The organism is Motiliproteus sp., assembly GCF_965230735.1.
Taxonomy (GTDB): domain Bacteria; phylum Pseudomonadota; class Gammaproteobacteria; order Pseudomonadales; family Balneatricaceae; genus Motiliproteus.
Genome location: NZ_OZ246016.1, coordinates 2,494,869 through 2,518,250, shown reverse-complemented (window position 1 = coordinate 2,518,250; position 23,382 = coordinate 2,494,869). Strand labels below are relative to the sequence as shown.

The window sequence follows — 23,382 nt, the reverse complement described above, 5'->3', positions numbered from 1 at the left end:
GTAAATTATCAACCAAACAACGCCGAACTTCAGCACCGATCGCCACCTGTTTGACACAAAAGGCCGCATAAAAAAGGCCCTGAACTCTTTCGAGTTCAGGGCCAATCAATTATCCGCCAGTCCTTGATAGGGAGGGCTGGTGGCTAATGCACCCCGACTGCAAAAGCGGCCGGGATGACTCGGGGGCACCACCATGAGGTGGTATCACAAGGCAACCGATCCAATACCAAGACCGGTCGCATTGAATCAATGCCGAAGAATTAGAAGCTATCGCCCGGAACCCGGACCCAGCCTTCCATCAATACACGCGCACTGCGGCTCATCACGACCTTGTTGACCGTCCAGTCGCCGCCATTCTCACTGGCCTCTGCACCCACTTTCAGGGTTCCGGACGGATGGCCGAAAGTGACCGCTTCACGCTCGCCACCACCGGCGGCCAGGTTCACCAAGGTTCCAGGGATGGTGGCCGCGGTGCCGATCGCCACGGCAGCGGTACCCATCATCGCGTGGTGCAGCTTACCCATGGACAGGGCACGCACGTTCAGATCAATCGCCTCGGCGCTGATCTCTTTACCGCTGGAAGAGACATAGCTTGTCGGTGCGGCACAGAACGCCACTTTCGGGGTGTGCTGACGACCGGCGGCCTCGGACACATCACTGATCAGTCCCATCTTCACGGCGCCGTGGGCACGGATGGTCTCGAACCGCTCCAGCGCCGCAGGATCACCGTTGATCGCTTCCTGCAGTTCGGTGCCGGTATAACCGATGTCCGCGGCATTCAGGAACACAGTCGGGATACCCGCATTGATCATGGTGGCCTTGAAGGTACCGATGCCCGGGACTTCCAGATCATCAACCAGGTTGCCGGTCGGGAACATCGCATCGGTGGCGTCGACCGGGCTGATAAATTCAACCTGCACTTCGGCCGCCGGGAAGGTCACGCCGTCGAGTTCGAAGTCGCCGGTTTCCTGCACTTCACCGTTGGTCATCGGCACATTGGCGATGATGGTCTTGTTGATATTGGCCTGCCAGATCCGAACCACGGCAATCCCGTTCTCCGGGATCCGATCGGCATCGACCAAGCCGCTGCTGATCGCAAAGGCACCAACCGCGGCGGTCAGGTTGCCGCAGTTGCCGCTCCAATCCACGAACGGCTTGTCGATGGAGACCTGACCGAACAGGTAATCGACATCGTGATCCGGCTCGTTGCTTTTGGACAGGATCACGGTCTTGCTGGTGCTGGAGGTCGCGCCACCCATGCCGTCGGTCTGCTTGCCGTAGGGATCCGGGCTACCGATCACGCGAAGCAACAGATTATCCCGAGCTTCACCCGGCACCTGCGCGGACTCCGGCAGGTCGGTCAAGTTGAAGAAAACACCTTTACTGGTTCCACCACGGATGTAAGTGGCGGGAACTTTAATCTGGGGAGCATGGGCCATGGGTCTGTATCCTTTGTGTTCGGGGTTGAGACTGGGCGTTATAGCGATTTAGCCGGGATGTTCAGGTACACGAAGGCACAAGCTGCAGCCAAACGGCTATAACGAGTCGTTCAAAGTAGCGTTAGAAAATACTCAACCCTGCGGGGCCGAAGCCCCGGCAGGATTGATTACGCGGCTTAGGCGTTGGCAGCCAGGAAGTCCTGAGCGAAACGCTGCAGAACACCACCGGCGGCGTGGACAACCACTTCTTCGGCAGTATCCAGACGACAGGTCACCGGGATCTGAACCTTTTCGCCGTTCTTGCGGGTCATAACCACGGTCATGTCGCAACGCGGGCTGATGTCGCCCTCAACGTCAAAGGTCTCAGTACCGTCGATGCCGTAGGTCTTGCGGGTCTCGCCATCTTTGAACTGCAGCGGCAGAACGCCCATACCGACCAGGTTGGTACGGTGGATGCGCTCGAAGCCTTCGGCAACGATGGTTTCAACGCCGGCCAGACGAACACCTTTGGCAGCCCAGTCACGGGAAGAACCCTGACCGTAGTCAGCACCGGCGATCAGGATCAGCGGCTGCTTACGCTCCATGTAGGTCTCGATCGCTTCCCACATACGGCTCTCTTTGCCTTCCGGCTCGATACGGGCCAGGGAGCCCTGCTTCACTTCACCGTTGTCATCGAGACACATCTCGTTGAGCAGTTTCGGGTTAGCGAAGGTCGCACGCTGTGCGGTCAGGTGATCACCACGGTGAGTCGCGTAGGAGTTGTAATCCTCAGGCTTCAGTCCCATCTTGCCGCAGTACTCGCCCGCTGCCGAGTCAGGCAGGATCGCGTTGGACGGCGACAGGTGGTCGGTGGTGATGTTGTCACCCAGTACTGCCAGAGGACGCATGCCCTTCATGGTGCGCTCACCAGCCAGTGCGCCTTCCCAGTAAGGAGGGCGACGGATGTAGGTGGTCTGTGGACGCCAGTCGTACAGCGGGCTTGGCGCCTTCTCGACTTCACCCAGATCGAACATCGGAATGTAAACCTGGTTGAACTGCTCAGGCTTAACGCTCTTCTCGACCAGTGCATCGATCTCTTCGTCAGAAGGCCAGATGTCCTTCAGCGTCACCGGGTTGCCGTCTTTGTCGGTGCCCAGTACGTCCTTCTCGATGTCGAAACGCATGGTACCGGCGATGGCGTAGGCAACAACCAGTGGCGGTGACGCCAGGAACGCCTGCTTGGCGTACGGGTGGATACGGCCGTCGAAGTTACGGTTACCGGACAGTACTGCGGTGGCGTACAGGTCACGGTCGATGATCTCCTGCTGAATCGCAGGATCCAGCGCACCGGACATACCGTTACAGGTCGTACAGGCGTAAGCGACGATACCGAAGCCCAGCTTCTCCAGCTCAGGCAGCAGGCCGGCTTCTTCCAGATACAGCTTGGCGACCTTAGAACCCGGCGCGAACGACGACTTAACCCAAGGCTTACGAACCAGACCCAGCTCATTCGCTTTCTTGGCCACCAGGCCGGCAGCAACTACGTTGCGCGGGTTGGAGGTGTTGGTACAGGAGGTGATCGCAGCGATGATCACGGCGCCATCCGGCATCTTGCCTTCGGCTTCTTCCGCCTTGGCAGCAGCCAGCAGCTCGTCGGAGGCGATGCCACGCTCGTTCAGCGCGGTGGTCGGCAGACGACGGTGCGGGTTGGATGGGCCAGCCATGTTACGAACAACGGAAGACAGATCGAATTCCAGTACGCGCTCGTACTTGGCCTCAACCATGTCATCGGCCCACAGGCCGGTCAGCTTGGCGTACTGCTCAACCAGAGCAACCTGCTCCGGCTCACGACCGGTCAGCTTCAGGTAGTCGATGGTCTGTTCGTCGATGTAGAACATACCGGCAGACGCACCGTACTCAGGGGTCATGTTGGACAGCGTGGCACGGTCACCGATCGACAGGGTCGAAGCACCCGGGCCGAAGAACTCGAGGTAAGCGGAAACGACTTTCTCGTTACGCAGGAACTCGGTCATCGCCAGGGCGATATCGGTCGCGGTGATACCCGGCTGACGCTCGCCGACGATCTTAACGCCAACGATGTCCGGCAGACGCATCATGGATGGGCGACCCAGCATGACGGTTTCGGCTTCCAGACCACCGACACCGATTGCGATAACACCCAGGGCGTCAACGTGCGGGGTGTGGGAGTCGGTACCGACACAGGTATCCGGGTAGGCAACGCCGTCACGGGCCTGGATCACCGGAGACATCTTCTCCAGGTTGATCTGGTGCATGATGCCGTTACCGGCAGGGATAACATCAACGTTGTCGAACGCAGTCTTACACCACTCGATAAAGTGGAAGCGGTCTTCGTTACGACGGTCTTCGATCTCGCGGTTCTTTTCGAACGCGTCCGGATCGAAACCGGGTGCTTCAACGGCCAGCGAGTGGTCAACGATCAGCTGGGTTGGAACAACCGGGTTAACCTTGGACGGGTCACCGCCCTGATCGGCGATCGCGTCACGCAGACCCGCCAGGTCGACCAGTGCGGTCTGACCCAGGATGTCGTGACAAACCACGCGCGCAGGATACCAGGGGAAATCCAGATCACGCTTGCATTCGATCAGCTGCTTGAGCGAGTCGGTTAAGGCCTCGGGCTCGCAGCGACGGACCAGCTGTTCAGCCAGTACCTTGGAGGTGTAATTCAGCTTGGCGTAGGCACCCGGCTGGATCGCTTCGACCGCCTCACGGGTGTCGTAGTAGTCCAGATCGGTACCGGCCAGCGGCTTTCGGTATTGAGTATTCATAGCGAAACCCATCTTGTGTGTTCAGCTTGTATGTTCAGAGCGGTGGAGCAGAGACCCATCTCGGTAACGCCCTGCTCCACCCGGTAACGCCTAACGCGAGGATTAGTCGCGCGCTTCGATCGGCTCAACCGCACGGTTTTCCGGACCGGTGTAGTCGGCGCTCGGACGGATGATGCGGTTGTCGGCACGCTGCTCAAAGACGTGTGCAGCCCAGCCGGTCAGGCGGGAGCAAACGAAGATCGGGGTGAACAGCTTGGTCGGGATACCCATGAAGTGGTAGGCCGAAGCATGGAAGAAGTCAGCGTTACAGAACAGCTTCTTCTCGCGCCACATCACCTCTTCGCAACGAACGGAGACCGGATACAGCACTTCGTCGCCAACGTCGGCAGCCAGCTTCTCGGACCAGCCCTTGATGACGGCGTTACGCGGATCAGACTCGCGGTAGATCGCGTGGCCGAAGCCCATGATCTTTTCCTTGCGCTCCAGCATGCCCATCATTTCGCGCTCGGCTTCGTCGGCGCTGGTCCAGTTCTCGATCATCTCCATCGCGGCTTCGTTAGCACCACCGTGCAGCGGGCCACGCAGGGAACCGATCGCACCGGTGATACAGCTGTGGATGTCGGACAGGGTCGAGGCACAGACACGGGCAGTGAAGGTCGAAGCGTTGAACTCGTGCTCGGCGTACAGGATCAGCGACACGTTCATGACCTTGGCGTGCAGCTCGTTGGGCTTCTCACCCTTGAGCAGGTGCAGGAAGTGACCGCCGATGGAATCGTCATCGGTTTCAGTTTCGATCCGAACACCGTCGTGGCTGAAGCGGTACCAGTAGTTGATGATGGACGGGAACGCCGCCAGCATGCGATCAACCTGATCCTGCTGCTCTGAGAAGTCCTGCTCGGTTTCCAGGTTGCCCAGCATGGAACAACCGGTACGCATGACGTCCATCGGGTGAGCCGACGCCGGGATCTGCTCCAGAACGGTTTTCAGTTCTTGCGGCAGGCCACGCAGGGTCTTGAGTTTGGCGATGTAGGCATCCAGTTCTGCCTGGTTCGGCAGTTTGCCCTTCAACAGCAGATAAGCTACTTCTTCAAAGCTGGCTTTCTCGGCCAGCTCAACCATGTCGTATCCACGGTAGGTCAGGCCAGCACCACTTTTACCAACAGTACAGAGGGCGGTGGAACCTGCAGACTGGCCACGCAGACCTGCGCCACCCAGTTTTTTATCAACCATGTGAAACTCCTATCTCTTTTTAGCGCTTAACGAATCAGAATGTGGCTCCGCCCAGGCGGAGCCGACTGAATGTTGTTGTAGTTATTCGTTTTACCTTCGACGCCAACTTCCGGCGTCATCGGCTTATTTGTTCTTGCCCTCGGCGAACAGAGCATCCAGCTTCTGCTCGAAGTCGTGGTAGTTGAGGAAATCGTACAGCTCCATCCGGGTCTGCATCAGATCAACCACGTCCTTCTGGTCACCCTTGGACAGGATGTTCTCGTACACGGCCAGCGCAGCCTTGTTGGCGGCACGGAACGCACTCAGCGGGTACAGCACCATCTCGCAACCGGCTTCAGCCAGCTCAGCCTTGTTGAACAGCGGTGTAGCGCCGAATTCGGTAATGTTGGCCAGCAGCGGCGCATCGATGGCGGAGCTGAATGCCTTGTAATCATCCAGGGTGTGAACTGCTTCGGCGAAGATGCCGTCGGCACCGGCTTCGATACAGGCTTGGGCGCGCTCAACCGCCGCATTCAGGCCTTCCATCTGGAATGCATCGGTACGGGCGATAATGAAGAAGTCGTCATCGGTACGGCCATCGGCAGCCGCCTTAACCCGATCAACCATCTCTTCCAGGGAAACAATCTCTTTGTTCGGACGGTGGCCGCAACGCTTCTGGGCAACCTGGTCTTCCATATGGATCGCACCGGCACCGGCTTTGATCATCTCCTTCACGGTACGGGAGATGTTGAATGCCCCACCCCAACCGGTGTCGATGTCGACCAGCAGCGGAGTTTCAACGGCACTGGAGATACGACGAACATCTTCCAGCACATCGTTCATGGTGGTCATACCCAGATCAGGCAGGCCGTAGGAGTGGTTAGCTACGCCACCACCGGACAGGTAGATTGCCTGGTGACCTACCCGCTCAGCCATCAACGCGTGGTAGGCGTTGGTGGTACCCACGATTTGCAGCGGATTGTTCTCAGCCAGTGCTTTGCGGAAACGTCCGCCTGCGGTCAGTTGTTGTGCCATGAGTTACCCTCGGTCTAAGGAATTAGTGGTCGCTTTCTAACTTTGCTTTGAGTTTCTGCTCGACATTTTTCCGAGCAGCGCTGATATGACGTCGCATCAGCATTTCAGCCAGCTCACCATCTCGATGCGAAATCGCGTCGACAATGTGACGGTGCTCGGCCAGCGCCCTTACCGGGCGCGAACTGGAGAGGCTGAACTGGTAGCGATACATCCGCACCAAGTGATAAAGCTCCCCACCAAGTAGTTCGATTAACTTATTGTTTTTACTTCCCTGAACTATTCGGTAATGAAAATCCAGGTCGCCCTCTTTTTGGAAGTAGGAGCGTCCTTCCGTCTGCTCCAGGCTCTGTTCGTGTTCGTCAAGCAGGGCGCGCAGGCTGTCGATCTCCTGGTCGGTCATATGTTCCGCTGCCAACCGACAGGCCATCCCTTCCATCGCTTCACGAACGTGATAGATCTCGATCAGTTCCCGAGATGACAGCTCAACCACACGGGCACCCACATGCGGGATCCGAACGACCAGGCGCAGCCCTTCCAACCGGCGAATCGCCTCACGTAGCGGTCCACGACTGATGCCGTAGGTGCGAGCCAGCTCCGGCTCGCTGATCTTGTGCCCTGGCGGGATGTCGCCCTTGATGATCGCGGTAACGATTTCGCCGCATACCCGGTCAGCCAGGGTGCGGGTCTCAGGGGTTGCTTGTCGCAGAGTAGATATCTGATTCATTGTAATTATAAATTGTCGACAATTCTTAACTTGGAAAGAAGATACGCCCCGATAATGGCAACGTCAACCGAGATTGTCGACAAAACTGTCGACACAAGACAAAAGTCTAGGGGTAATCCCGCAGGTGCGGAAAGACTATAAAGCGCGCAACATCAATCAGCGCCAACACTGGGCGCAGTCATGACAGCAACGACCAAAGGGAAAGGCAGCCGGTTCGGGAAAGACACAGGCTAATAAAGAGAAGCAGCAGCAGACTGCGAGCCAACAACGCCATCAGCCCACAGTCTAGAAACCATGATTAATGGTCGGACTGGTAGCGCTCCAGCTCCTGTTCGAAGAGCGCGGCTAGTTGGCGCGGCTTCTGATACGGCAGGCTATGGTCACAGCCTCTGACGGAATGGTAATGCCAGCGTTCCAGCTGATGCTGAAGCTGCTGGTTATAAAGATGCATCGGCTCGGCCGTCCGACCACCCACCAGACTGCTGATATCACCCTGGCTCGCCAGCAACTCCTCCCTGTCTGCTCGCTGACCAAATTCGGTCACCGCATCCAGCGCATTGGCAAACCCCTCAGGGCGACGACCCAGCCGTTCCAGGCTAATCGCATCTCCCCGGGGGCTGGCGATTCGCCGGGGCGAGACCAGATTCAGAAACGCCATGATACTGGCCGCCGGATCTTCACTGGTCCGCAACTGCGCAGCCACGTCGCTGTAGAGTCGACGGCGTTGCAAGGCGTCTTGCGGGTCGCTACGGTCAATCAGCGCCGATTCGACCAGATACTGCTTGTGAACCCGGTGCGGCAACCGCTGCTTCAACACCAGGCTGACCAGCCCCCCAAACGAATAGCCGCCCAGGTCAAACGCCCACCACGCCAACTGATCCAGCAACTGAATCAGATCGTCGCAGACCTGCTCGATGGTGAAAGGCAGTTCGGCATCGCGGGGCTCACGGGTCTGCCCCATTCCCCGCAGATCCGGCACCAGCACTTCCGACCAACTGTGGAGGTGCGCCACGACCGGTTCCCAGGTGTCCTCACCGGCCACCCCCGCACCGTGCAGCAACAGCAGTCGCCGCCCCTGCTCTTTATAGCGATTGCGGTATAGCCGGTAGCCAAGGTGCTGATCAGGAAGCTCGAGGAAGTCGGGGGTGCAGGTAAAATGGGGTTTCATGGCAATACTCACAGACAATCGAACGCGATTGTAGAGCAAGCCGGCGGCAGATCCCACTGGAGCTTGGCGCCCACGGGGCGTACAATCGCCGCTCTTTACTCCGGATCCATCAAGCGTCTTTTATCACCGCGCTTTGCCTGGTCATCGACCAGCCCCGGAGATCGGCTCACCTTAACTTGCGGAAGCGCTGTATTGTCTTCAATCGCCCAACTGGCCCTGCCCTATTTCACAGACAGCACCCAGCTGTTTGAACGGCTTCGCCACCTGCCCTATCCCGCACTGCTCGACAGCAGCGGTTACGGCGGCAGCTTTGGTCGTTTCGATATTCTCTGCGCCCAACCCAGCCATCTGTTACTGGCCGCTGACGGCAAGACCCATTTGATGCAGGTTGGCCTGACGGGTGAACTCAAGCCACAGCCGGTGACTCAGGATCCGTTTGATGCCCTGAAGCAGCTTTTGCTCAAACAGGGTTTTGACGGCAAGCCCACGGATGAGATTCCATTCTGCGGCGGCGCATTGGGATTCTTCGGTTACGACCTGGGCCGCTACGTGGAGTCGATCCCAACACAGGCCTGCAACGATATCGAGCTACCCGATCTGCAGATCGGACTTTACCCCTGGGCCATTGTGGTCGACCACCAGCATCAGACATGTCAGCTGGTCAGCCACCAGCTCTCGCTGGAACAACTGACTCCACTGTCAGAGCTACTGCAGAAACACCCCAGCGGTAATAAAGCCTCTTTCAAGCTAAGCCGGGCCTTTGACTCCAACCTGAGTGCCGAAGACTACCGACAGCGCTTCGAACAGATACAGCACTACATCCATAGTGGTGATTGCTACCAGGTCAACCTGGCTCAACGCTTCAGTAGCCACTACCAGGGGGATTGCTGGCAAGCCTATAAAACCTTGCGCCAAACCACCGGCACCCCGTTTTCCGCCTATCTGGAATTTCCAGAAGGTGCGATTCTGAGCCTGTCACCAGAGCGTTTTCTGCAGGTCAATAATGGCCAGGTAGAGACTCGACCCATCAAGGGCACCCGTCCCAGGCATCACGATCCGCTGATCGATCGTCAGTACAAACAACAACTGGCCGCCAGCCCAAAAGACCGGGCCGAGAACCTGATGATTGTCGACCTGCTGCGCAACGACCTGGGCCGGAGCTGCAAGACCGGCTCGGTCCGGGTACCCGAGCTATTCAAGATCGAAAGCTACGCCAACGTTCATCATCTGGTCACGGCGATTACGGCCGAGCTGGAACAACCCATCGATGTGATCGAATTGCTACGCGGCAGTTTTCCCGGCGGATCAATCACCGGCGCCCCCAAAATTCGCGCAATGGAGATTATCGAAGAGCTCGAGCCCCATCGCCGCTCAGCCTACTGCGGCTCCATCGGTTATATCGGTCTAAACGGCCAGGCGGACAGCAGCATCTGCATCCGGACCCTGGTGGCCGACCGGGACCCAACTCACACCGAAAGCGGAAAGCTGCATTGCTGGGCCGGCGGCGGCATCGTCGCCGATTCCGATTGCGAGGCTGAATATCAGGAGACCTTCGATAAGGTCAACAACCTGCTCAAGGGGCTACAAGAGCGCTATCTACCGACCGACTAGACCCAGCCCTTGGATCGACCCCAAAAAAAAACGCCGCAATGCGGCGTTTTTTGTTTCTTACTTGAGCAGTTTAGGCCTGCTCGATACCGACGATAAACCAGTCGGCGCCCTCTTCGGACAGGTCTCGGGTCAGATGCCAAACCTCACGGAACTCGGTGGTTTGTGCACCGGCGCCTTCGCGCATCCAGCCACTAAACAGCACGCTGATCTGAGCCTGCTGGTCCTTCTCACGGTAACCGATCAGTTCGGCCAACACCGACACCAGGTCATTATCGAGCACCGCATCACCAAGCTTGGCCCGCTCAGTTTCCAGCGCCTGGTACAACTCAGTCGAGCAGTAACTTTCGATGGTCGGCAGGTCGTTCTGGCTCCAGGCTAGCTGCAATTGACCAAAGTGCCCTTTAGCGCCATCCAGGAAAGCGCGCTCGTTGAACCAACTCGGCAGCTCGACGGTTTCAGTTTCCGCCCCCTGGCCACCCCAGTTAAAGCCGGATTGGAACCCCTGGGTATTGGTACGAGCCTGCGGTTCTGCATGGGGTGCCGGTTCCGTATCCACCCGCGGATGACCTGCATAGCTCGGCTGAGCCGATTTACGAGCAAACAACTTGAAGAGTACGAAGGCGATCACAGCGATGATCAGCACATCCATGATCTGAATGCCGTCAAAGGCGCCGCCGAAAAACAACGCGGCCAGCAAACCACCAGCCAGTAGCCGCCGAGCATGCCGCCCATCGCCGGCTTAGGCTTAGCAGCCGTGGTCGTGGTGCCGGCCTGCTTCGGTGCAGCTGTCGGAGCCGGATCTGATTTCGGCGTGGTTTTCTTAGGAGTAAAGAAGGACTTGCCGAAGCTGCCACCGCCGCCCAGGCGTTTGGCTTCAGCGGCATCCGGTGCCAGCGTTAGGCCAAGCATCAGGACGCAACAGAAAGCGGTTAGTGTCTTAAACATGTCTTTCCTCATGGTTAGGGATGAATCTATTGGATAACAAAAGTCGCTCAGAGTTCGATGCTGTTTCAATGACTCAAAGTGAAGCCACTGCCGCGAACGGCAATAGCTTTGCAATGGCAGTAGCGATTAAAGCGTCAGATCACGGTTACTGGCGGCAATGAAAGCTTTTTTCAAGTCTTCGTAGTTGTGCACCGCCGGAAACTGCGGAAACTCATCGATCACATTCTGCGGTGCGTGGAACAGGATACCGGCATCGGCCTGGGCCAGCATGGTGGTGTCGTTGTAGGAATCACCGGCGGCAATCACCCGATAGTACAGTCCCTGGAAGGCCAGCACCGACTGACGCTTGGGGTTCGCCTGACGCAGCCTGTAATCAACGATACGACCGCTTTCGTCTGCGATCAGACGGTGGCAGAACAGCGTCGGGAAGCCCAGCTGACGCATCAGCGGCTGGGAGAATTCGTAGAAGGTATCGGACAGAATCACCACCTGAAAACGTTCGCGCAGCCAGTCAACAAACTCCACAGCACCATCCAGCGGCTTCAGTTTGGCGATCGTGGCCTGAATCTGCGGCAAGGTCAGGCCATGCTGATCGAGGATTCGCAGACGCTGCTGCATCAGCTCGTCGTAGTCGGGAATATCGCGGGTGGTCGCCTTGAGCTCTTCAATACCGGTCTCGTTGGCGAACTCGATCCAGATCTCCGGGACCAATACCCCTTCCAGGTCTAAACATGCGATTTCCACGTCGCTCTCCTCGCTGTATGGATGATGACTTGAGCCGTCATGACGACGACCAACCGGGCCGGACTCTAACCTGCTTTGATGCCACAGGCAATGCCACCTCCGATGCACGGATAGGCCACCCAATTGCAAACCACCGGACGTAAACTCAACAAGCGGTGACGTTTTCGCGGCAGGAAAAATACCGGATGCTGGAATGATCCAGGAAGAAACAGGACAGGGAACCAATCGGGGTTCCCTGTCCCTGGGAGCAATTAATGATCGGGCAGTTCGATGCCTTCGAACAACTTATCCCGCTCCGCCCGATTACTGCACTCGGCCGCCTGGTCGATCAGCTCCCGGGTCAGATGCGGCGCAAAGCCCTGGATGAAGTCGTACATGTAGCCGCGCAGGAAGGTGCCGCGACGGAAGCCGATCTTGGTGGAACTGGCCTCAAACAGATGACTGGCATCGATCGCCACCAGATCTCGATCAAGCTCCGGCTCAAACGCCATGGTTGCGATAATACCCACGCCCAAATTCAGGCGCACATAGGTCTTGATCACGTCAGAGTCGACCGCAGTAAACACCACTTTCGGGTCCAGCCCCTGCCGATTGAAGGCGTCATCGAGCTTGGAGCGACCGGTAAAACCAAACACGTAGGTGACGATGGGATGCTTGGCCAGCTCTTCCAGAGTTAACTTGGACACCTGTGCCAACGGGTGATCCTTGGGAACCACCACCGAACGGTTCCAGCGGAAACAAGGCATCATCACCAGGTTGCTGAAATGGGACATCGCCTCGGTGGCGATTGCAAAGTCGACGGTGCCATCGGCGGCCATCTCGGCGATCTGCATCGGCGTGCCCTGATGCATATGCAGCGATACTTCCGGGTACTTGTCGATAAAACCGGCGATCACCTCCGGCAGCGCATAACGCGCCTGGGTATGGGTGGTCGCCACCGCCAGACTTCCCTTGCGCTCATCACTGTACTCCTGAGCGATCTGCTTGATCGTCTCAGCCTTACGCAGAATGTCGCCGGCGATATCCAGAATCGACTGGCCCGCTTCGGTCACACGGGTCAGATGCTTGCCGCTGCGGGCAAAGACTTCGACGCCCAGTTCATCTTCAAGCAGACGGATCTGCTTGCTGATTCCGGGCTGAGAGGTATAGAGACTCTGCGCCGTGGCCGACACGTTCAAATCATGCTTGGCCACTTCACAGATATAACGCAACTGCTGCAATTTCATGCTGACAGCCCCTGCTTAGAAACTGATGGAATTAAAAACCAGTGCTCTAAGAATAATCCAAACAGTTCAAGAGACAACCCCTAAGAACAAAAAGGAATATGAGGCCATGCAAACAGCCGCTAACGGAGTCGGTTCAGGGCCTGCTGCAGCGGCCGCTCAAGCGGTGCTTTGATAATCATCCGCTCACCACTGCCCGGCAATCGCACCCGCAACTCCGCAGCATGAAGAAAGAGTCGTTTGACCCCCTGATCACGCATCTCTCGGTTAGCCTGCTCGTCACCGTATTTGGGATCACCGATGATCGGATGACCGGCGTACTGGGTATGCACCCGGATCTGATGGGTACGACCGGTGATCGGCTTGGCCTCCACCAGCGAACAGTGTTCAAACTGTTGCAGCACTCTGAACTGAGTCAATGACGCTTTGCCGTCGGCATCGACCCGCACAATCCGCTCGCCAGACTTCAACTCATTTTTTTTCAACGGCGCCTCGACCTTGACCCGACGCTTGGACCAGCGCCCGACCACCAGTGCATGATAGATTTTGTCGATCCGATTCTGGCGCAGGTCTTCGTGCAGTGCTTTTAGCGCACTGCGCTTTTTGGCCACCATTACCGCACCGGATGTATCCCGATCCAACCGATGCACCAGCTCAAGAAACTTGGCTTGAGGTCGCATCACCCGCAACGCCTCGATCAATCCCAGGTTGATGCCGCTGCCACCATGAACCGCCAGCCCCGATGGTTTATTGACCACCAGCATCTGATCGTTCTCAAACAAGATGGCGTCTTCAAGCCGGCTCGACAGCCCCTCACTGACCTTCGGCGGCGCCTTCTCCTCGGGCAACCGCAACGGAGGAATTCTGACTTTGTCACCAGTCTGTAATCGATAAGGCGCCTTCACCCGACCTTTATTAACGCGCACTTCCCCCTTACGCAGGATGCGATAGATCAGTGTCTTGGGCGCGCCTTTCAGACGGGTCATCAAAAAGTTATCGATCCGCTGTCCGGCCTGGTGTTCGTCAATATCTACCCACTGAACACCGGTCGAGGGCTGTTTCGCCTCTGTAGTCATAGTCTTAGGAAGGGCCTTCAATTGCTGGGGAAAGGAATAGCTGCTATATTGTCGCGTCGCTCGGAGAAGGCATATGCCGCCAAGCGCGTTGCGGAGCGCATTGTAACTGATTCCTGCCCGATCGGCAGATGAAAATCCAAGCATCCGCAAGGGCCGGAAATCGGCCATTTATTGACAGACACCAGGGGTAGCAGCACGCGAATCGTCAGACTGCTACTGAAAACAAGTCGCGCGCCCTGAACTCAACGCTTCGCGATTTGGATTGATTTATGCCTTGTGTTAGGTGGAGATGTCAGTAACCCATGGATCTATGCGCCATCCATCATGATCTGCGCATACCAAAAACGGTCAGCCGCTTTTCAAAGCCGTGCCTAAGACCCATCCGAGATTGGTTACTGTTTCCTGCACCGAGAGGTTAACCACAGACAGAAACGAGCGCGCAACCGCGCCAGGCATGGTGTTATTGAACACCAACACAGTGTTTCTGTGCGCCTGTGAAACTGACTGCACACATAAACATATCGATTCGAATACAGAAAAAACCTGTTGATTCAAGGCGGTGCGTTTACTCACTAAAGAGTTGAATAAGCACCCATGAAAAGAATGCTAATCAACGCAACTCAGCCTGAAGAGTTGCGTGTAGCGCTGGTCGATGGCCAACGCCTGTACGACCTGGATATCGAATCCGGCGCCCGGGAGCAGAAAAAGGCCAACATCTACGTCGGCCGCATCACCCGGGTCGAACCCAGCCTAGAAGCCGCTTTTGTTGACTTCGGCGCTGACCGCCACGGCTTCCTGCCGCTCAAAGAGATCTCCCGCGAATACTTTAAGGACAGCAACACCAAAGGCCGGGTCAGCATCAAAGATGTGATCACCGAAGGCCAGGAAGTGATTGTCCAGGTCGACAAGGAAGAGCGCGGCAACAAGGGCGCAGCCCTGACCACCTTTATCTCGCTGGCCGGTCGTTATCTGGTCCTGATGCCCAACAACCCCCGTGCCGGAGGCATCTCCCGCCGCATCGAAGGCGAAGAGCGCAACCAACTGCGCGAAGCCCTGAATCAGGTCAATGTACCGGACTCCATGGGCGTTATTGTTCGCACCGCCGGTATCGGCCGCTCGGCCGAAGAGCTGCAATGGGACCTGGACTACCTGAACCAGCTATGGAGCTCGATCACCGAGGCCTCTACCCAGAAGAAAGCGCCCTTCCTGATCTACCAGGAGAGCAACGTTATCATTCGCGCTATCCGTGATTACCTGCGTTCGGATATCGGCGAAGTCCTGATTGACAACCCATCAGTGCATCAGGAAGCCCTGGAATTCATCAAGCACGTCATGCCCAGCTACGAGAGCAAAATCAAGCTCTACAGCGAAGAGACGCCGATGTTCAACCGCTTCCAGATCGAAACCCAGATCGAGAGCGCCTTCCAGCGCGAAGTCCGCCTGCCCTCCGGCGGCTCGATCGTGATTGATCCGACCGAAGCCCTGGTCTCCATCGATATCAACTCCGCCCGCGCCACCAAAGGCGGCGATATCGAAGAAACCGCACTGCAGACCAACCTGGAAGCGGCCGATGAGATCGCCCGCCAGCTGCGCCTGCGCGATATCGGCGGCCTGATCGTAATCGACTTTATCGACATGACCCCAGTGCGCAACCAGCGCGAAGTCGAGAACCGGATGAAGGACGCCCTCAAGGTCGACCGCGCCCGCGTCCAAGTTGGCCGCATCTCCCGCTTCGGCCTGCTCGAAATGAGTCGCCAGCGGCTGCGTCCCTCTCTGGGCGAGACCAGCGGCATCGTCTGTCCGCGTTGCAACGGCCAGGGCACAATTCGCGATATCGGCTCACTGGCGCTGTCGATCATGCGCCTGATGGAAGAGGAAGCATCCAAAGACCGCACCGCCCAGATCCAGGCCAACGTGCCGGTCAATGTTGCCACCTACCTGCTGAACGAAAAGCGCAACAACCTTCGCGCGATCGAAAAACGCCATGCGGTCGACATCTTCGTGATTCCGAACCCCAGCATGGACACTCCGCAGTACGAAGTCACCCGGATCCGCGACGACAACACCACCTCCGATGTCAGCTATGACATGGCAATCGAAGAGGCACAGGAAGCAGAGACCCTGACCAGCGCCGCACCGATCCGCCGTCCTGAAGCGGCCGTTAAAGGCATTACGCCAGCCAAACCGGCACCGGTTGCCGCCCCCAATGCGGTAGCCGACAAGCCGGCGGAAGAAGCCACTGGCGGCCTGAGCAAGCGCCTGTTCTCGGCCATCTCCGCCCTATTCGGCGCCTCTTCGGAGGAAGCCAAGACCGAAGAGAAGCCCAAAGCGCGTCAGAGCGAGAAGAGCGACGACGCTCGGGACGGCAAAAATCGCCGCCGCCGCAACGACAACCGTCGTCGCCGCAGCCGCAACAAGGATCGTAGTGAAGAGCAAAACCGCAAGGGCGAACAGCCGGACAGCGGTAACAAGAGCGAAAAGGACGACGGTGAAGAATCCAAGCCGTCGCGCCGACGTCGCAACCGCAAGTCTGAGGATGGCGGCAGTGAGCAACGTCGTGGTCGCAAACGCAACGACGAGAAACGCAGCGAGCAAAAGCCGCAGGCCGATACCGGCACCACTGCCGAACAGCAAAGCGGCAACGAGCAACCGGTGAACGAGGATGCTCCGCGTCGCCGTGACCGCAACTCCAAGCGTCGCAGCGAGCGCGCCGGTCGCCGTAGCGGTGAACGCAACAAGCGCGAGGATCTGCTGGAGAAACTGGAGGCTGAGCAGCAGGCCAAAGCGGATGCCGAAGCTGCCGCTGCTGCCGAAGCCGCCAAGCTGGTGGTTGATGAAGCAGAACCTGAGCAGGACCAGCAAGCCGCTGAGCAGACAGCAGCGGAAGAAAGCACCAAAGAGGAAACCAAGCGCGAACGCCCACGTCGGTCACGCCGCAGCCGTAGCAAGACCAAGGCAGAAGCGGAAGCCTCAACAGCGGATGCCGAGACAGCAGCCAGCACCGAAGCTGAAGCTGAATCGGAGACCACAGCCAAGACCGAAGCCCAGCCCGAGGTTAAAGCTGAAGCCGCCAGTGCCGAGAACGATTCAGCCGAAGCTACAGCCGTGGAAGCTGAGTCGGCGGCAGCGGAATCCGCCACCACCGAGGCAGAATCCGATGCACCTGAGGCAGAGGGCAAGCCCGCCATCGAGGCGGTAGAAACCTCTACAGAGGCAGCCCCCGAACCTCAGCCGGCAGCTGAAGCCGAAGAAAAGCCAAAAGCTCGTCGTCGAGGCCGCGTAGCCAATGACCCGCGCGAAAAGCGTCGGCGTCAAAAGGCAGAAGCCGAAGCACGCGCCGCCGCCGAGGCAGAGGTCGCGACAACCGAGCAACCGGCCACGACTGGAGCCGCGACCGAGCAGATCGGCGAAGCCGACGCCCCGAGCAGCTCGAACGAGCCGGCCAGTGAGACCAGCCAACAGCCAGAGCTCGAAGCCGCCTCAGAGCCGCAGAGCGACAAAAGTCTGATCGAGCGCGCCGTCGAGGTTGCCGAAGCCGAGACTTCCGAGGCTAAGGAACCGACCATCGATAGTAGCGCAGCAGAAAGCACTGAAGCCCAAAGCGCTACCGAAGAGGACAAAGAGGCAGAGCCCTCCGTCAAAGACCAGGCCTAAGCCTGGTCGCCTCCTCTTTCGCGCGTGACGCAGAAACCAAAAGGCCGAGATTGAAACCAATCTCGGCCTTTTTTGTTTCCCGACACCCATTCAAGCGCTCAGATGAAACACCCCTTCATTGGCAGCGGCTAGACAATCCGCGGTTCAATTTCCAATACCACGCCGTAACGCTCGAGCACATCCCGCTGGATATCATCGGCAAGCTGCAGCAGTTCGATCGCATTGCCGCCGCCAAAGTGAACCAACACCAGCGCTTGCTGACTATGCACCCCGACATGGGCGCGCCGACAACCCTTCCAGCCCGCCTGATCAATTAGCCAGGCCGCCGCCAGCTTCGCCCCACCCGGATCAGGAAAAGACACGATGGCCGGATAACGCTGCTTCAATTGCTGTAACTGCTGCTGACTGATGACCGGGTTCTTAAAGAAACTGCCGGCATTGGCCAGCTGTTCCGGGTCAGGCAGCTTCTGTTGCCTCAAGGCCACCACCGCATCAAAAACGTCTCGCGCCGCAGGATTCGGGCCCAACCGCTCCGCCAGCCCGGCATAGCCCAGATGGGGCTGAAAGCGGGTCTGCAGCTCAAAACAGACCGACAGAATGACGTAACGGCCCGGCTCAACACTCTTGAAAAGGCTGTCGCGATAGCTGAATCCACAGTCATCAACATCCAACTCACAGAGCCTTTTCTGCTGCCGGTCCCAGACCTCGACGCTACGGATCGTATCTTTGACCTCGACACCGTAGGCGCCAATATTTTGAATCGGAGCAGCGCCGACAGTCCCGGGAATCAATGCCAGGTTTTCCAGGCCATAACAGCCATTGCTGAGGCAGTGATCGACGAACTCATGCCAATTCTCACCAGCCTGGGCCCGCACCAGGACAGCTCCAGCCCCTTGCGGCTGAATCTGAATGCCCCGGCTCGCAATGCGCAAACAGAGACCGTCGAAATCGCCACTGAGGATCAGGTTGCTGCCACCACCCAACAACAGTAGCTGCGCATCAGCGTCCAACGTACTGAGCAGCCCAAGCAGCTGTTCACGGGTATCCGCCTGAGCAAAACACGAAGCGCGCGCCGGAAGACGCAACGTCGTCAGCGCCGACAGATCCTTATCGGTGGTAATGACAGACTGCAGCACACTCAAGCCTGCTGCAAACGCTGCCGGATCTCGTCCAACAAGCCCTGGGAAGCATCTTCGATCAGGTCCAGAACCAGGTCGAACCCCCGCGCGCCGCCATAATAAGGATCCGGAACTTCACTGAAGCGCTGCTGCTCTGAGTGCTCCAAAAACAGCTGAAGCTTGGCCTTGGGGTTGTCAGGCATGATCGTGCGGAGATTCCGGAGATTGTCGTTATCCATCGCCAGTATGTAGTCATAGCGGTGGAAGTCCTCGCTCTCCACTTTACGGGCCCGTAAGCGACTTAGGTTATAACCCCGCTCTGAAGCGACCTTCATCGAACGGTGGTCAGGTTTGGCACCGATATGAAAGGCAGCCGTTCCGGCCGAGTCCACCTCAACAATCCCGGCCAATCCCTGTTGCATCACCAGGTGCTGAAACACACCATGGGCGGTTGGTGAGCGGCAGATATTGCCAAGACAGACAAACAGAACTGAGTAACGAGGCTGCATGATTGATCCGTATAAAACTGATTTAGGTGCTTACGGGCAGTTGGCGTATTCGCTTAACCGCCGGACAGAATCTGCCGCACCCGGGCCAGATCCGACTCGGTATCGACCCCGGCCGGCAGGGCGACGTCCGCCGGTGCCACATGAATCCGCGCCCCGTTCCACATCGCCCGCAACTGTTCCAGGCACTCGGTCTGCTCCAGTTCACAAGCCGGCCACTGGACAAAATCATTCAACAGCTTGACCCGGTAGGCATAGATACCGATATGACGCTGGTAATTACCGGACGGCATTTTCGCGGGCTCGGAGGCAAAAGCATCCCGCGGCCAGGGAATCGGAGCACGGCTGAAGTAAAGCGCAAAACCACGCCGGTCGCTGACCACTTTAACCGCGTTCGGATTAGTCAGGGTTTGAAGATCATCAATCGGCTCGCACAGCGTGGCGATGCTGGCTTCGGGTTCGGCAGCCAGATTATGGGCCACCTGATTGATCACCCGGGGAGGGATCAATGGCTCATCACCCTGCACATTGACGACGATGTCATCTGCATAAAACGCCTTTTGCTTGACCACTTCCTGCAGCCGGTCTGTGCCCGAAGGGTGCTCGGCCGAGGTCATGCAGACATCGGCACCAAACGCATCCGCCACATCAGCAATACGCTGGTCATCGGTAGCGATAATAACCGACCGCGCCTCGCTTTCGCAGGCGCGCTCATAGACGTGCTGAATCATCGGTTTGCCGGCGATATCCAGCAAAGGCTTGCCGGGCAGCCGGGTCGAAGCAAAGCGGGCCGGAATAATGACCGAAAAAGCCATCAGCGCTGCTCACGCTCTTCTGGTGACAGTTCACGCGCCTCGTTTTCCAGCATCACCGGAATACCGTCACGAATCGGGTAAGCCAGCCCACTGACGTAACAGAACAGTTCATTAGTCTCTTTGTTCCATTCAACCGGCGCCTTGGCTACCGGACAGATCAGAATATCGAGCAGTTTTTTATCCATTTTTGTTCCTAGCATCTTGCGACCGCCCCTCGAATGAGCCGGCCACCAGCTGATTGATCTTTGTCAGCAAGGCCTCCCGAAATGGATCCGGCAGCTCTGCTGATACCGGCAGATAATACCGGTTGTCAGGATTAAATGCGCGACATTTAACCGCATCCTTTTCCGTCATAACCAACGGCAGATCCGGCTCAAAACGCAATTCATTCTCGGTATAACCATGATGATCGGCAAAACTGTGGGGATGAACCTCGAAGCCCAATTGCACCAGGGTGTCGTAGAAGCGCTTTGGGTTACCGATACCGGCGATCGCATGGACGGGCTGCGGCGCCAGCTCAGCAACCTGACCATCAATCCGATACCACTGCCCCGGCTCAAGCCTCATGACGGCAGCGCCGGTCCCACAGCGCGACAATCCATCAACCTGAGGACCCGACGGATCACCATTGACGACGATAAAATCCACCTGCTGTAGCCGCTGAACCGGTTCGCGTAGCGGCCCAACCGGCAAACAATGACCATTGCCGAAGCCGCGCTCCCCATCGACTAGAACGATCTCAAGATCCCGCTGCAGCGCGTAATGCTGCAAGCCGTCATCACTGATAATCAGATCGCAGTCATGGCGCTCAAGCAGATAACGCACCGCACGCCCCCGATCCGGATCCACCACCAGCGGACAACCGAACCGACAGGCCAGCATCAACGGCTCATCACCGGCCTCAGTTGGCTGGCTTTCAGGGGTGACTTCGAACGGATAACCGGGCGCCTTGCCACCGTAGCCACGGCTGACAACACCCGGACACAACCCTTGCTGCTTCAGCTGCTCCAGCAACCAGAGGGTAAAGGGTGTTTTACCGGTTCCGCCGATGCTGATGTTACCCACCACCACCACGGGAACCGGTGCACGATAACTCGGTTTAAGCTGTTGCAGATAAGCCTGACGGCGACGTCGGGCCAGAGCGGAGAACAGCATCTCCAGTGGGCGCAGGAGCTTCAGTACTCCTGCCGATCCATACCAGCGCCGTTCCAACCAAGAGGACAAGTCAGCGGCTCTCTGACTCACGCGAAGGGTTGCGTGTTGTGATGCTCAACTCGACAAAGCCCAACTGCCCGGCCGCATCCATCGCCGTGACCACGGCCTGATGCGGCGCCTGGGCATCAGCACTGATCATAACCGGCAGTTTTTCCTTGTTGCGAGCCGCTTGGGTAATCGCCCGTTTCAGGGTTTCCAATTGCGAATTGACCAACGGCTGCTCGTTGACACTGAACCGCCCCTCGGCGGTGATGGCGATATCAATAACCAGCAGCTCCGCATCGACTGGTTCCGCACTGGCCTGGGGCAGGTCAATTTGCAGATGGGTCTCTTTGGTAAAGGTGGTCGACACCATAAAAAAGATCAGCAGCAGAAAAACCACGTCAATCAGCGGTGTCAGATTAACGTTGACCTCTTCGCTAAGCTGGCGCTTAAACTTCATCCCTAGACCCGCTCAAAATCGACTTCACGATCACCATGGATCACCTCGACCAGCTTAACCGCCTCCTGCTCCATCTCGACGACCAAAAAATCGACTCGGCGGACAAAATAGCGATGCATCACCAGCGCCGGTATGGCAACCGTCAATCCGGCCGCCGTGGTAATCAGTGCCTCGGAGATACCTCCGGCCAGCACGTTGGCGTTGCCGGTTCCCTGAATCATGATCTCGCTGAAAACCTTGATCATCCCCACCACGGTACCCAGCAGCCCCAGCAGCGGCGTCACCGCGGCAATCGTACCCAACGGGTTCAGGAAGCGCTCGAGTTCATGCACTACCTTGGCGGCCGTCTCTTCGATGCTCTCCTTCATCACCTCGCGGCCATGCTTGGAGTTGTTCAAACCACTAACCAGTATCTGCCCCAACGCAGAACCGGCACGGATCTGAGCCAGGCGTTCTTTATTCAGCTGATTTTTCTGCACCAGTTTCCAGACATCGGCAACCAGATGCTTGGGCGCCACCCGGACCGGCCGCAGACTCCAGAAACGTTCGGCAACGATGGCCAAAGCGCCAATCGAGCACAGCAGGATCGGCAGCATCAACCAACCACCGGATTTCACCAGCTCTAACACTCTCAACTCCTTATGGTGATCCTAATCGGCAGCTAATGTAACACAGTTAAACCGAGTGCCAAGGCGCCACAAGTCAACTACGACTGAAGTAACAGCGACACAAGCCCATCAAGCAATGCTAGAATCTATCCATGCAACCCAACTAAACGGGATAAAAGGAACATTTCCACTCTGGTAATTACCGATATTGATGTCTGCTTTTTTTACACCGAGAAAAACGCAGAGATTTATTCATTGAAAAAACAATTAGTTAGAGAAAATAAATTTCAGGCCCGCTATTTGCATGGTAGCAATTAGCACTTACTCTCTGGATCGTTACGATGGACAAAAGATCAACGGACAAATCTGATCAGGCAGTAGACCTCGAACAGTCATCCAAGCGGAAGCTCGTCAAGGGCATCGCGGCCGCACCTGTTATTATGGCACTCGGGCATCGTCCAGCCTTTGGTACGGTCTGTACGCTTTCAGGCTTCGCCTCGATCAAAGCAGGCGCTCATCTGTCCCATACTGCTTACAAGCCCGATCACTGCAAGCCCCACAAGTGCAAAAACTGGAAGCATAAAGACTGGGATGATCCAGATTGGGATGATATCAAAGAGCGAATCAACCCATGCCTTTCCTTCAAGTATTGCTTCACCGGCAGCAGCGGTTGCCGTCCGCCCAATCGCCACACGACTAAGTGGTATACCAACCACGAGAGCAAATACAAACCGATGGCGAACAAGTTCTGCTCTTCCAGAGCAGAGAAACGTCGTGTCAAAAGGTATACAGAGAGACCCGATGATGACCCGATTATTTTTGAGTCACTGAAAAACGGAGACGAAGTCTGCCGCGAACTGAGCAATGCGATTGTCAATGCCTGCTATGCAGAAAAATTTGGCATCACCTTCTTTGCGGTTGACGAAATCATCGATCTTTGGAACCACTATCAGGCCAGATCTAGCAACGGCAATTGGGTACCCAGCCTACCAATGAGCGATGCTGAATTGGTCGATTTACTGCGCGAAACATACAGCTGATGCATTTCAACTGGGAGTCCAGGC

General features: G+C 57.3%; 21 protein-coding genes. 3 read left to right on the top strand and 18 right to left on the bottom strand.

All coding sequences use genetic code 11. The annotated features are described in order from the left end of the window. Positions 1–260: 260 nt before the first annotated feature. The 6 genes from prpF to ACO05M_RS11625 all read right to left on the bottom strand — a co-directional run bounded on the left by prpF (position 261) and on the right by ACO05M_RS11625 (position 8,361). Positions 261–1,439: a 2-methylaconitate cis-trans isomerase PrpF gene (gene prpF / locus ACO05M_RS11650; RefSeq protein WP_421862830.1), complete on the bottom strand. Its 1,179-nt coding sequence runs from the start codon at positions 1,437–1,439 to the stop codon at positions 261–263. Positions 1,440–1,615: 176 nt separating this feature from the next. Further along, positions 1,616–4,225, bottom strand: coding sequence for a Fe/S-dependent 2-methylisocitrate dehydratase AcnD (gene acnD / locus ACO05M_RS11645; RefSeq protein ID WP_421862828.1), 2,610 nt, complete (start codon positions 4,223–4,225; stop codon positions 1,616–1,618). A gap of 102 nt (positions 4,226–4,327) precedes the next feature. Next, positions 4,328–5,455 carry a bifunctional 2-methylcitrate synthase/citrate synthase gene (prpC, locus tag ACO05M_RS11640; RefSeq protein ID WP_421862825.1) on the bottom strand — a complete coding sequence of 376 codons (1,128 nt, stop codon included), beginning with the start codon at positions 5,453–5,455 and terminating at the stop codon, positions 4,328–4,330. A 123-nt stretch (positions 5,456–5,578) separates the two neighbouring features. Continuing rightward, positions 5,579–6,469, bottom strand: a complete 891-nt coding sequence (gene prpB, locus ACO05M_RS11635) for a methylisocitrate lyase (RefSeq protein ID WP_421862822.1) — start codon at positions 6,467–6,469, stop codon at positions 5,579–5,581. Between the two features lie 22 nt (positions 6,470–6,491). Further along, positions 6,492–7,193, bottom strand: coding sequence for a GntR family transcriptional regulator (locus ACO05M_RS11630; protein ID WP_421862819.1), 702 nt, complete (start codon positions 7,191–7,193; stop codon positions 6,492–6,494). 298 nt (positions 7,194–7,491) lie between these two features. Continuing rightward, the gene (locus ACO05M_RS11625) at positions 7,492–8,361 is read right to left on the bottom strand and encodes an alpha/beta fold hydrolase (RefSeq protein ID WP_421862817.1); all 870 of its coding nucleotides are present in this window, start codon (positions 8,359–8,361) and stop codon (positions 7,492–7,494) included. Positions 8,362–8,553: 192 nt separating this feature from the next. On the opposite strand from ACO05M_RS11625, the gene pabB reads away from it, so the two are divergent. Further along, on the top strand, positions 8,554–9,972 hold the full coding sequence (pabB, locus tag ACO05M_RS11620) for an aminodeoxychorismate synthase component I (protein ID WP_421862814.1): 1,419 nt from the start codon (positions 8,554–8,556) through the stop codon (positions 9,970–9,972). A gap of 70 nt (positions 9,973–10,042) precedes the next feature. On the opposite strand, the gene ACO05M_RS11615 is transcribed toward pabB, so the two are convergent. The 5 genes from ACO05M_RS11615 to rluC form a co-directional block, all read right to left on the bottom strand. Further along, complete coding sequence (locus ACO05M_RS11615) at positions 10,043–10,669, bottom strand: Tim44 domain-containing protein (RefSeq protein ID WP_421862811.1); 627 nt, start codon at positions 10,667–10,669, stop codon at positions 10,043–10,045. After that, entirely contained in the window at positions 10,609–10,917 is a 309-nt protein-coding gene (locus ACO05M_RS11610) for a hypothetical protein (RefSeq protein ID WP_421862809.1), read from the bottom strand. The genes ACO05M_RS11615 and ACO05M_RS11610 overlap by 61 nt, the downstream gene beginning before the upstream one ends. Positions 10,918–11,043: 126 nt before the next feature. Continuing rightward, on the bottom strand, positions 11,044–11,661 hold the full coding sequence (gene thrH / locus ACO05M_RS11605) for a bifunctional phosphoserine phosphatase/homoserine phosphotransferase ThrH (protein WP_421862806.1): 618 nt from the start codon (positions 11,659–11,661) through the stop codon (positions 11,044–11,046). A 251-nt stretch (positions 11,662–11,912) separates the two neighbouring features. Then, on the bottom strand, positions 11,913–12,887 hold the full coding sequence (gene cysB, locus ACO05M_RS11600) for an HTH-type transcriptional regulator CysB (protein WP_114694362.1): 975 nt from the start codon (positions 12,885–12,887) through the stop codon (positions 11,913–11,915). Positions 12,888–13,006: 119 nt separating this feature from the next. Beyond that, a complete protein-coding gene (gene rluC, locus ACO05M_RS11595) occupies positions 13,007–13,960 on the bottom strand; it encodes a 23S rRNA pseudouridine(955/2504/2580) synthase RluC (protein ID WP_421862804.1) in 954 nt (317 codons plus the stop codon). 594 nt (positions 13,961–14,554) lie between these two features. Here rluC and rne point away from each other — a divergent pair. Then, on the top strand, positions 14,555–17,614 hold the full coding sequence (rne, locus tag ACO05M_RS11590; RefSeq protein ID WP_421862801.1) for a ribonuclease E: 3,060 nt from the start codon (positions 14,555–14,557) through the stop codon (positions 17,612–17,614). A gap of 128 nt (positions 17,615–17,742) precedes the next feature. Here the strand turns inward: rne and murB are convergent, their stop codons facing one another. Genes murB through ACO05M_RS11555 form a run of 7 tightly spaced genes read right to left on the bottom strand, consistent with a single transcriptional unit; the run spans position 17,743 to position 22,339 of the window. Continuing rightward, a complete protein-coding gene (murB, locus tag ACO05M_RS11585) occupies positions 17,743–18,750 on the bottom strand; it encodes a UDP-N-acetylmuramate dehydrogenase (protein ID WP_421862797.1) in 1,008 nt (335 codons plus the stop codon). Between the two features lie 2 nt (positions 18,751–18,752). Further along, a complete protein-coding gene (locus ACO05M_RS11580; protein WP_421862794.1) occupies positions 18,753–19,241 on the bottom strand; it encodes a low molecular weight protein-tyrosine-phosphatase in 489 nt (162 codons plus the stop codon). A gap of 53 nt (positions 19,242–19,294) precedes the next feature. Continuing rightward, entirely contained in the window at positions 19,295–20,053 is a 759-nt protein-coding gene (kdsB, locus tag ACO05M_RS11575; RefSeq protein WP_421862791.1) for a 3-deoxy-manno-octulosonate cytidylyltransferase, read from the bottom strand. After that, positions 20,053–20,238: a Trm112 family protein gene (locus tag ACO05M_RS11570; RefSeq protein ID WP_421862788.1), complete on the bottom strand. Its 186-nt coding sequence runs from the start codon at positions 20,236–20,238 to the stop codon at positions 20,053–20,055. The genes kdsB and ACO05M_RS11570 overlap by 1 nt, the downstream gene beginning before the upstream one ends. Then, positions 20,231–21,277 (bottom strand): tetraacyldisaccharide 4'-kinase, encoded by a 1,047-nt coding sequence (gene lpxK, locus ACO05M_RS11565; protein ID WP_421862785.1) that lies wholly within the window; start codon positions 21,275–21,277, stop codon positions 20,231–20,233. Before lpxK ends, ACO05M_RS11570 begins: the two co-directional genes overlap by 8 nt. Before the next feature lies 1 nt (position 21,278). Continuing rightward, the gene (locus tag ACO05M_RS11560) at positions 21,279–21,710 is read right to left on the bottom strand and encodes an ExbD/TolR family protein (protein WP_421862782.1); all 432 of its coding nucleotides are present in this window, start codon (positions 21,708–21,710) and stop codon (positions 21,279–21,281) included. A gap of 2 nt (positions 21,711–21,712) precedes the next feature. Next, on the bottom strand, positions 21,713–22,339 hold the full coding sequence (locus ACO05M_RS11555; RefSeq protein ID WP_421862780.1) for a MotA/TolQ/ExbB proton channel family protein: 627 nt from the start codon (positions 22,337–22,339) through the stop codon (positions 21,713–21,715). A 320-nt stretch (positions 22,340–22,659) separates the two neighbouring features. Between ACO05M_RS11555 and ACO05M_RS11550 the strand changes: the two genes are divergently transcribed. Further along, positions 22,660–23,358 (top strand): hypothetical protein, encoded by a 699-nt coding sequence (locus ACO05M_RS11550; protein ID WP_421862777.1) that lies wholly within the window; start codon positions 22,660–22,662, stop codon positions 23,356–23,358. The last annotated feature ends 24 nt before the right edge of the window (positions 23,359–23,382 follow it).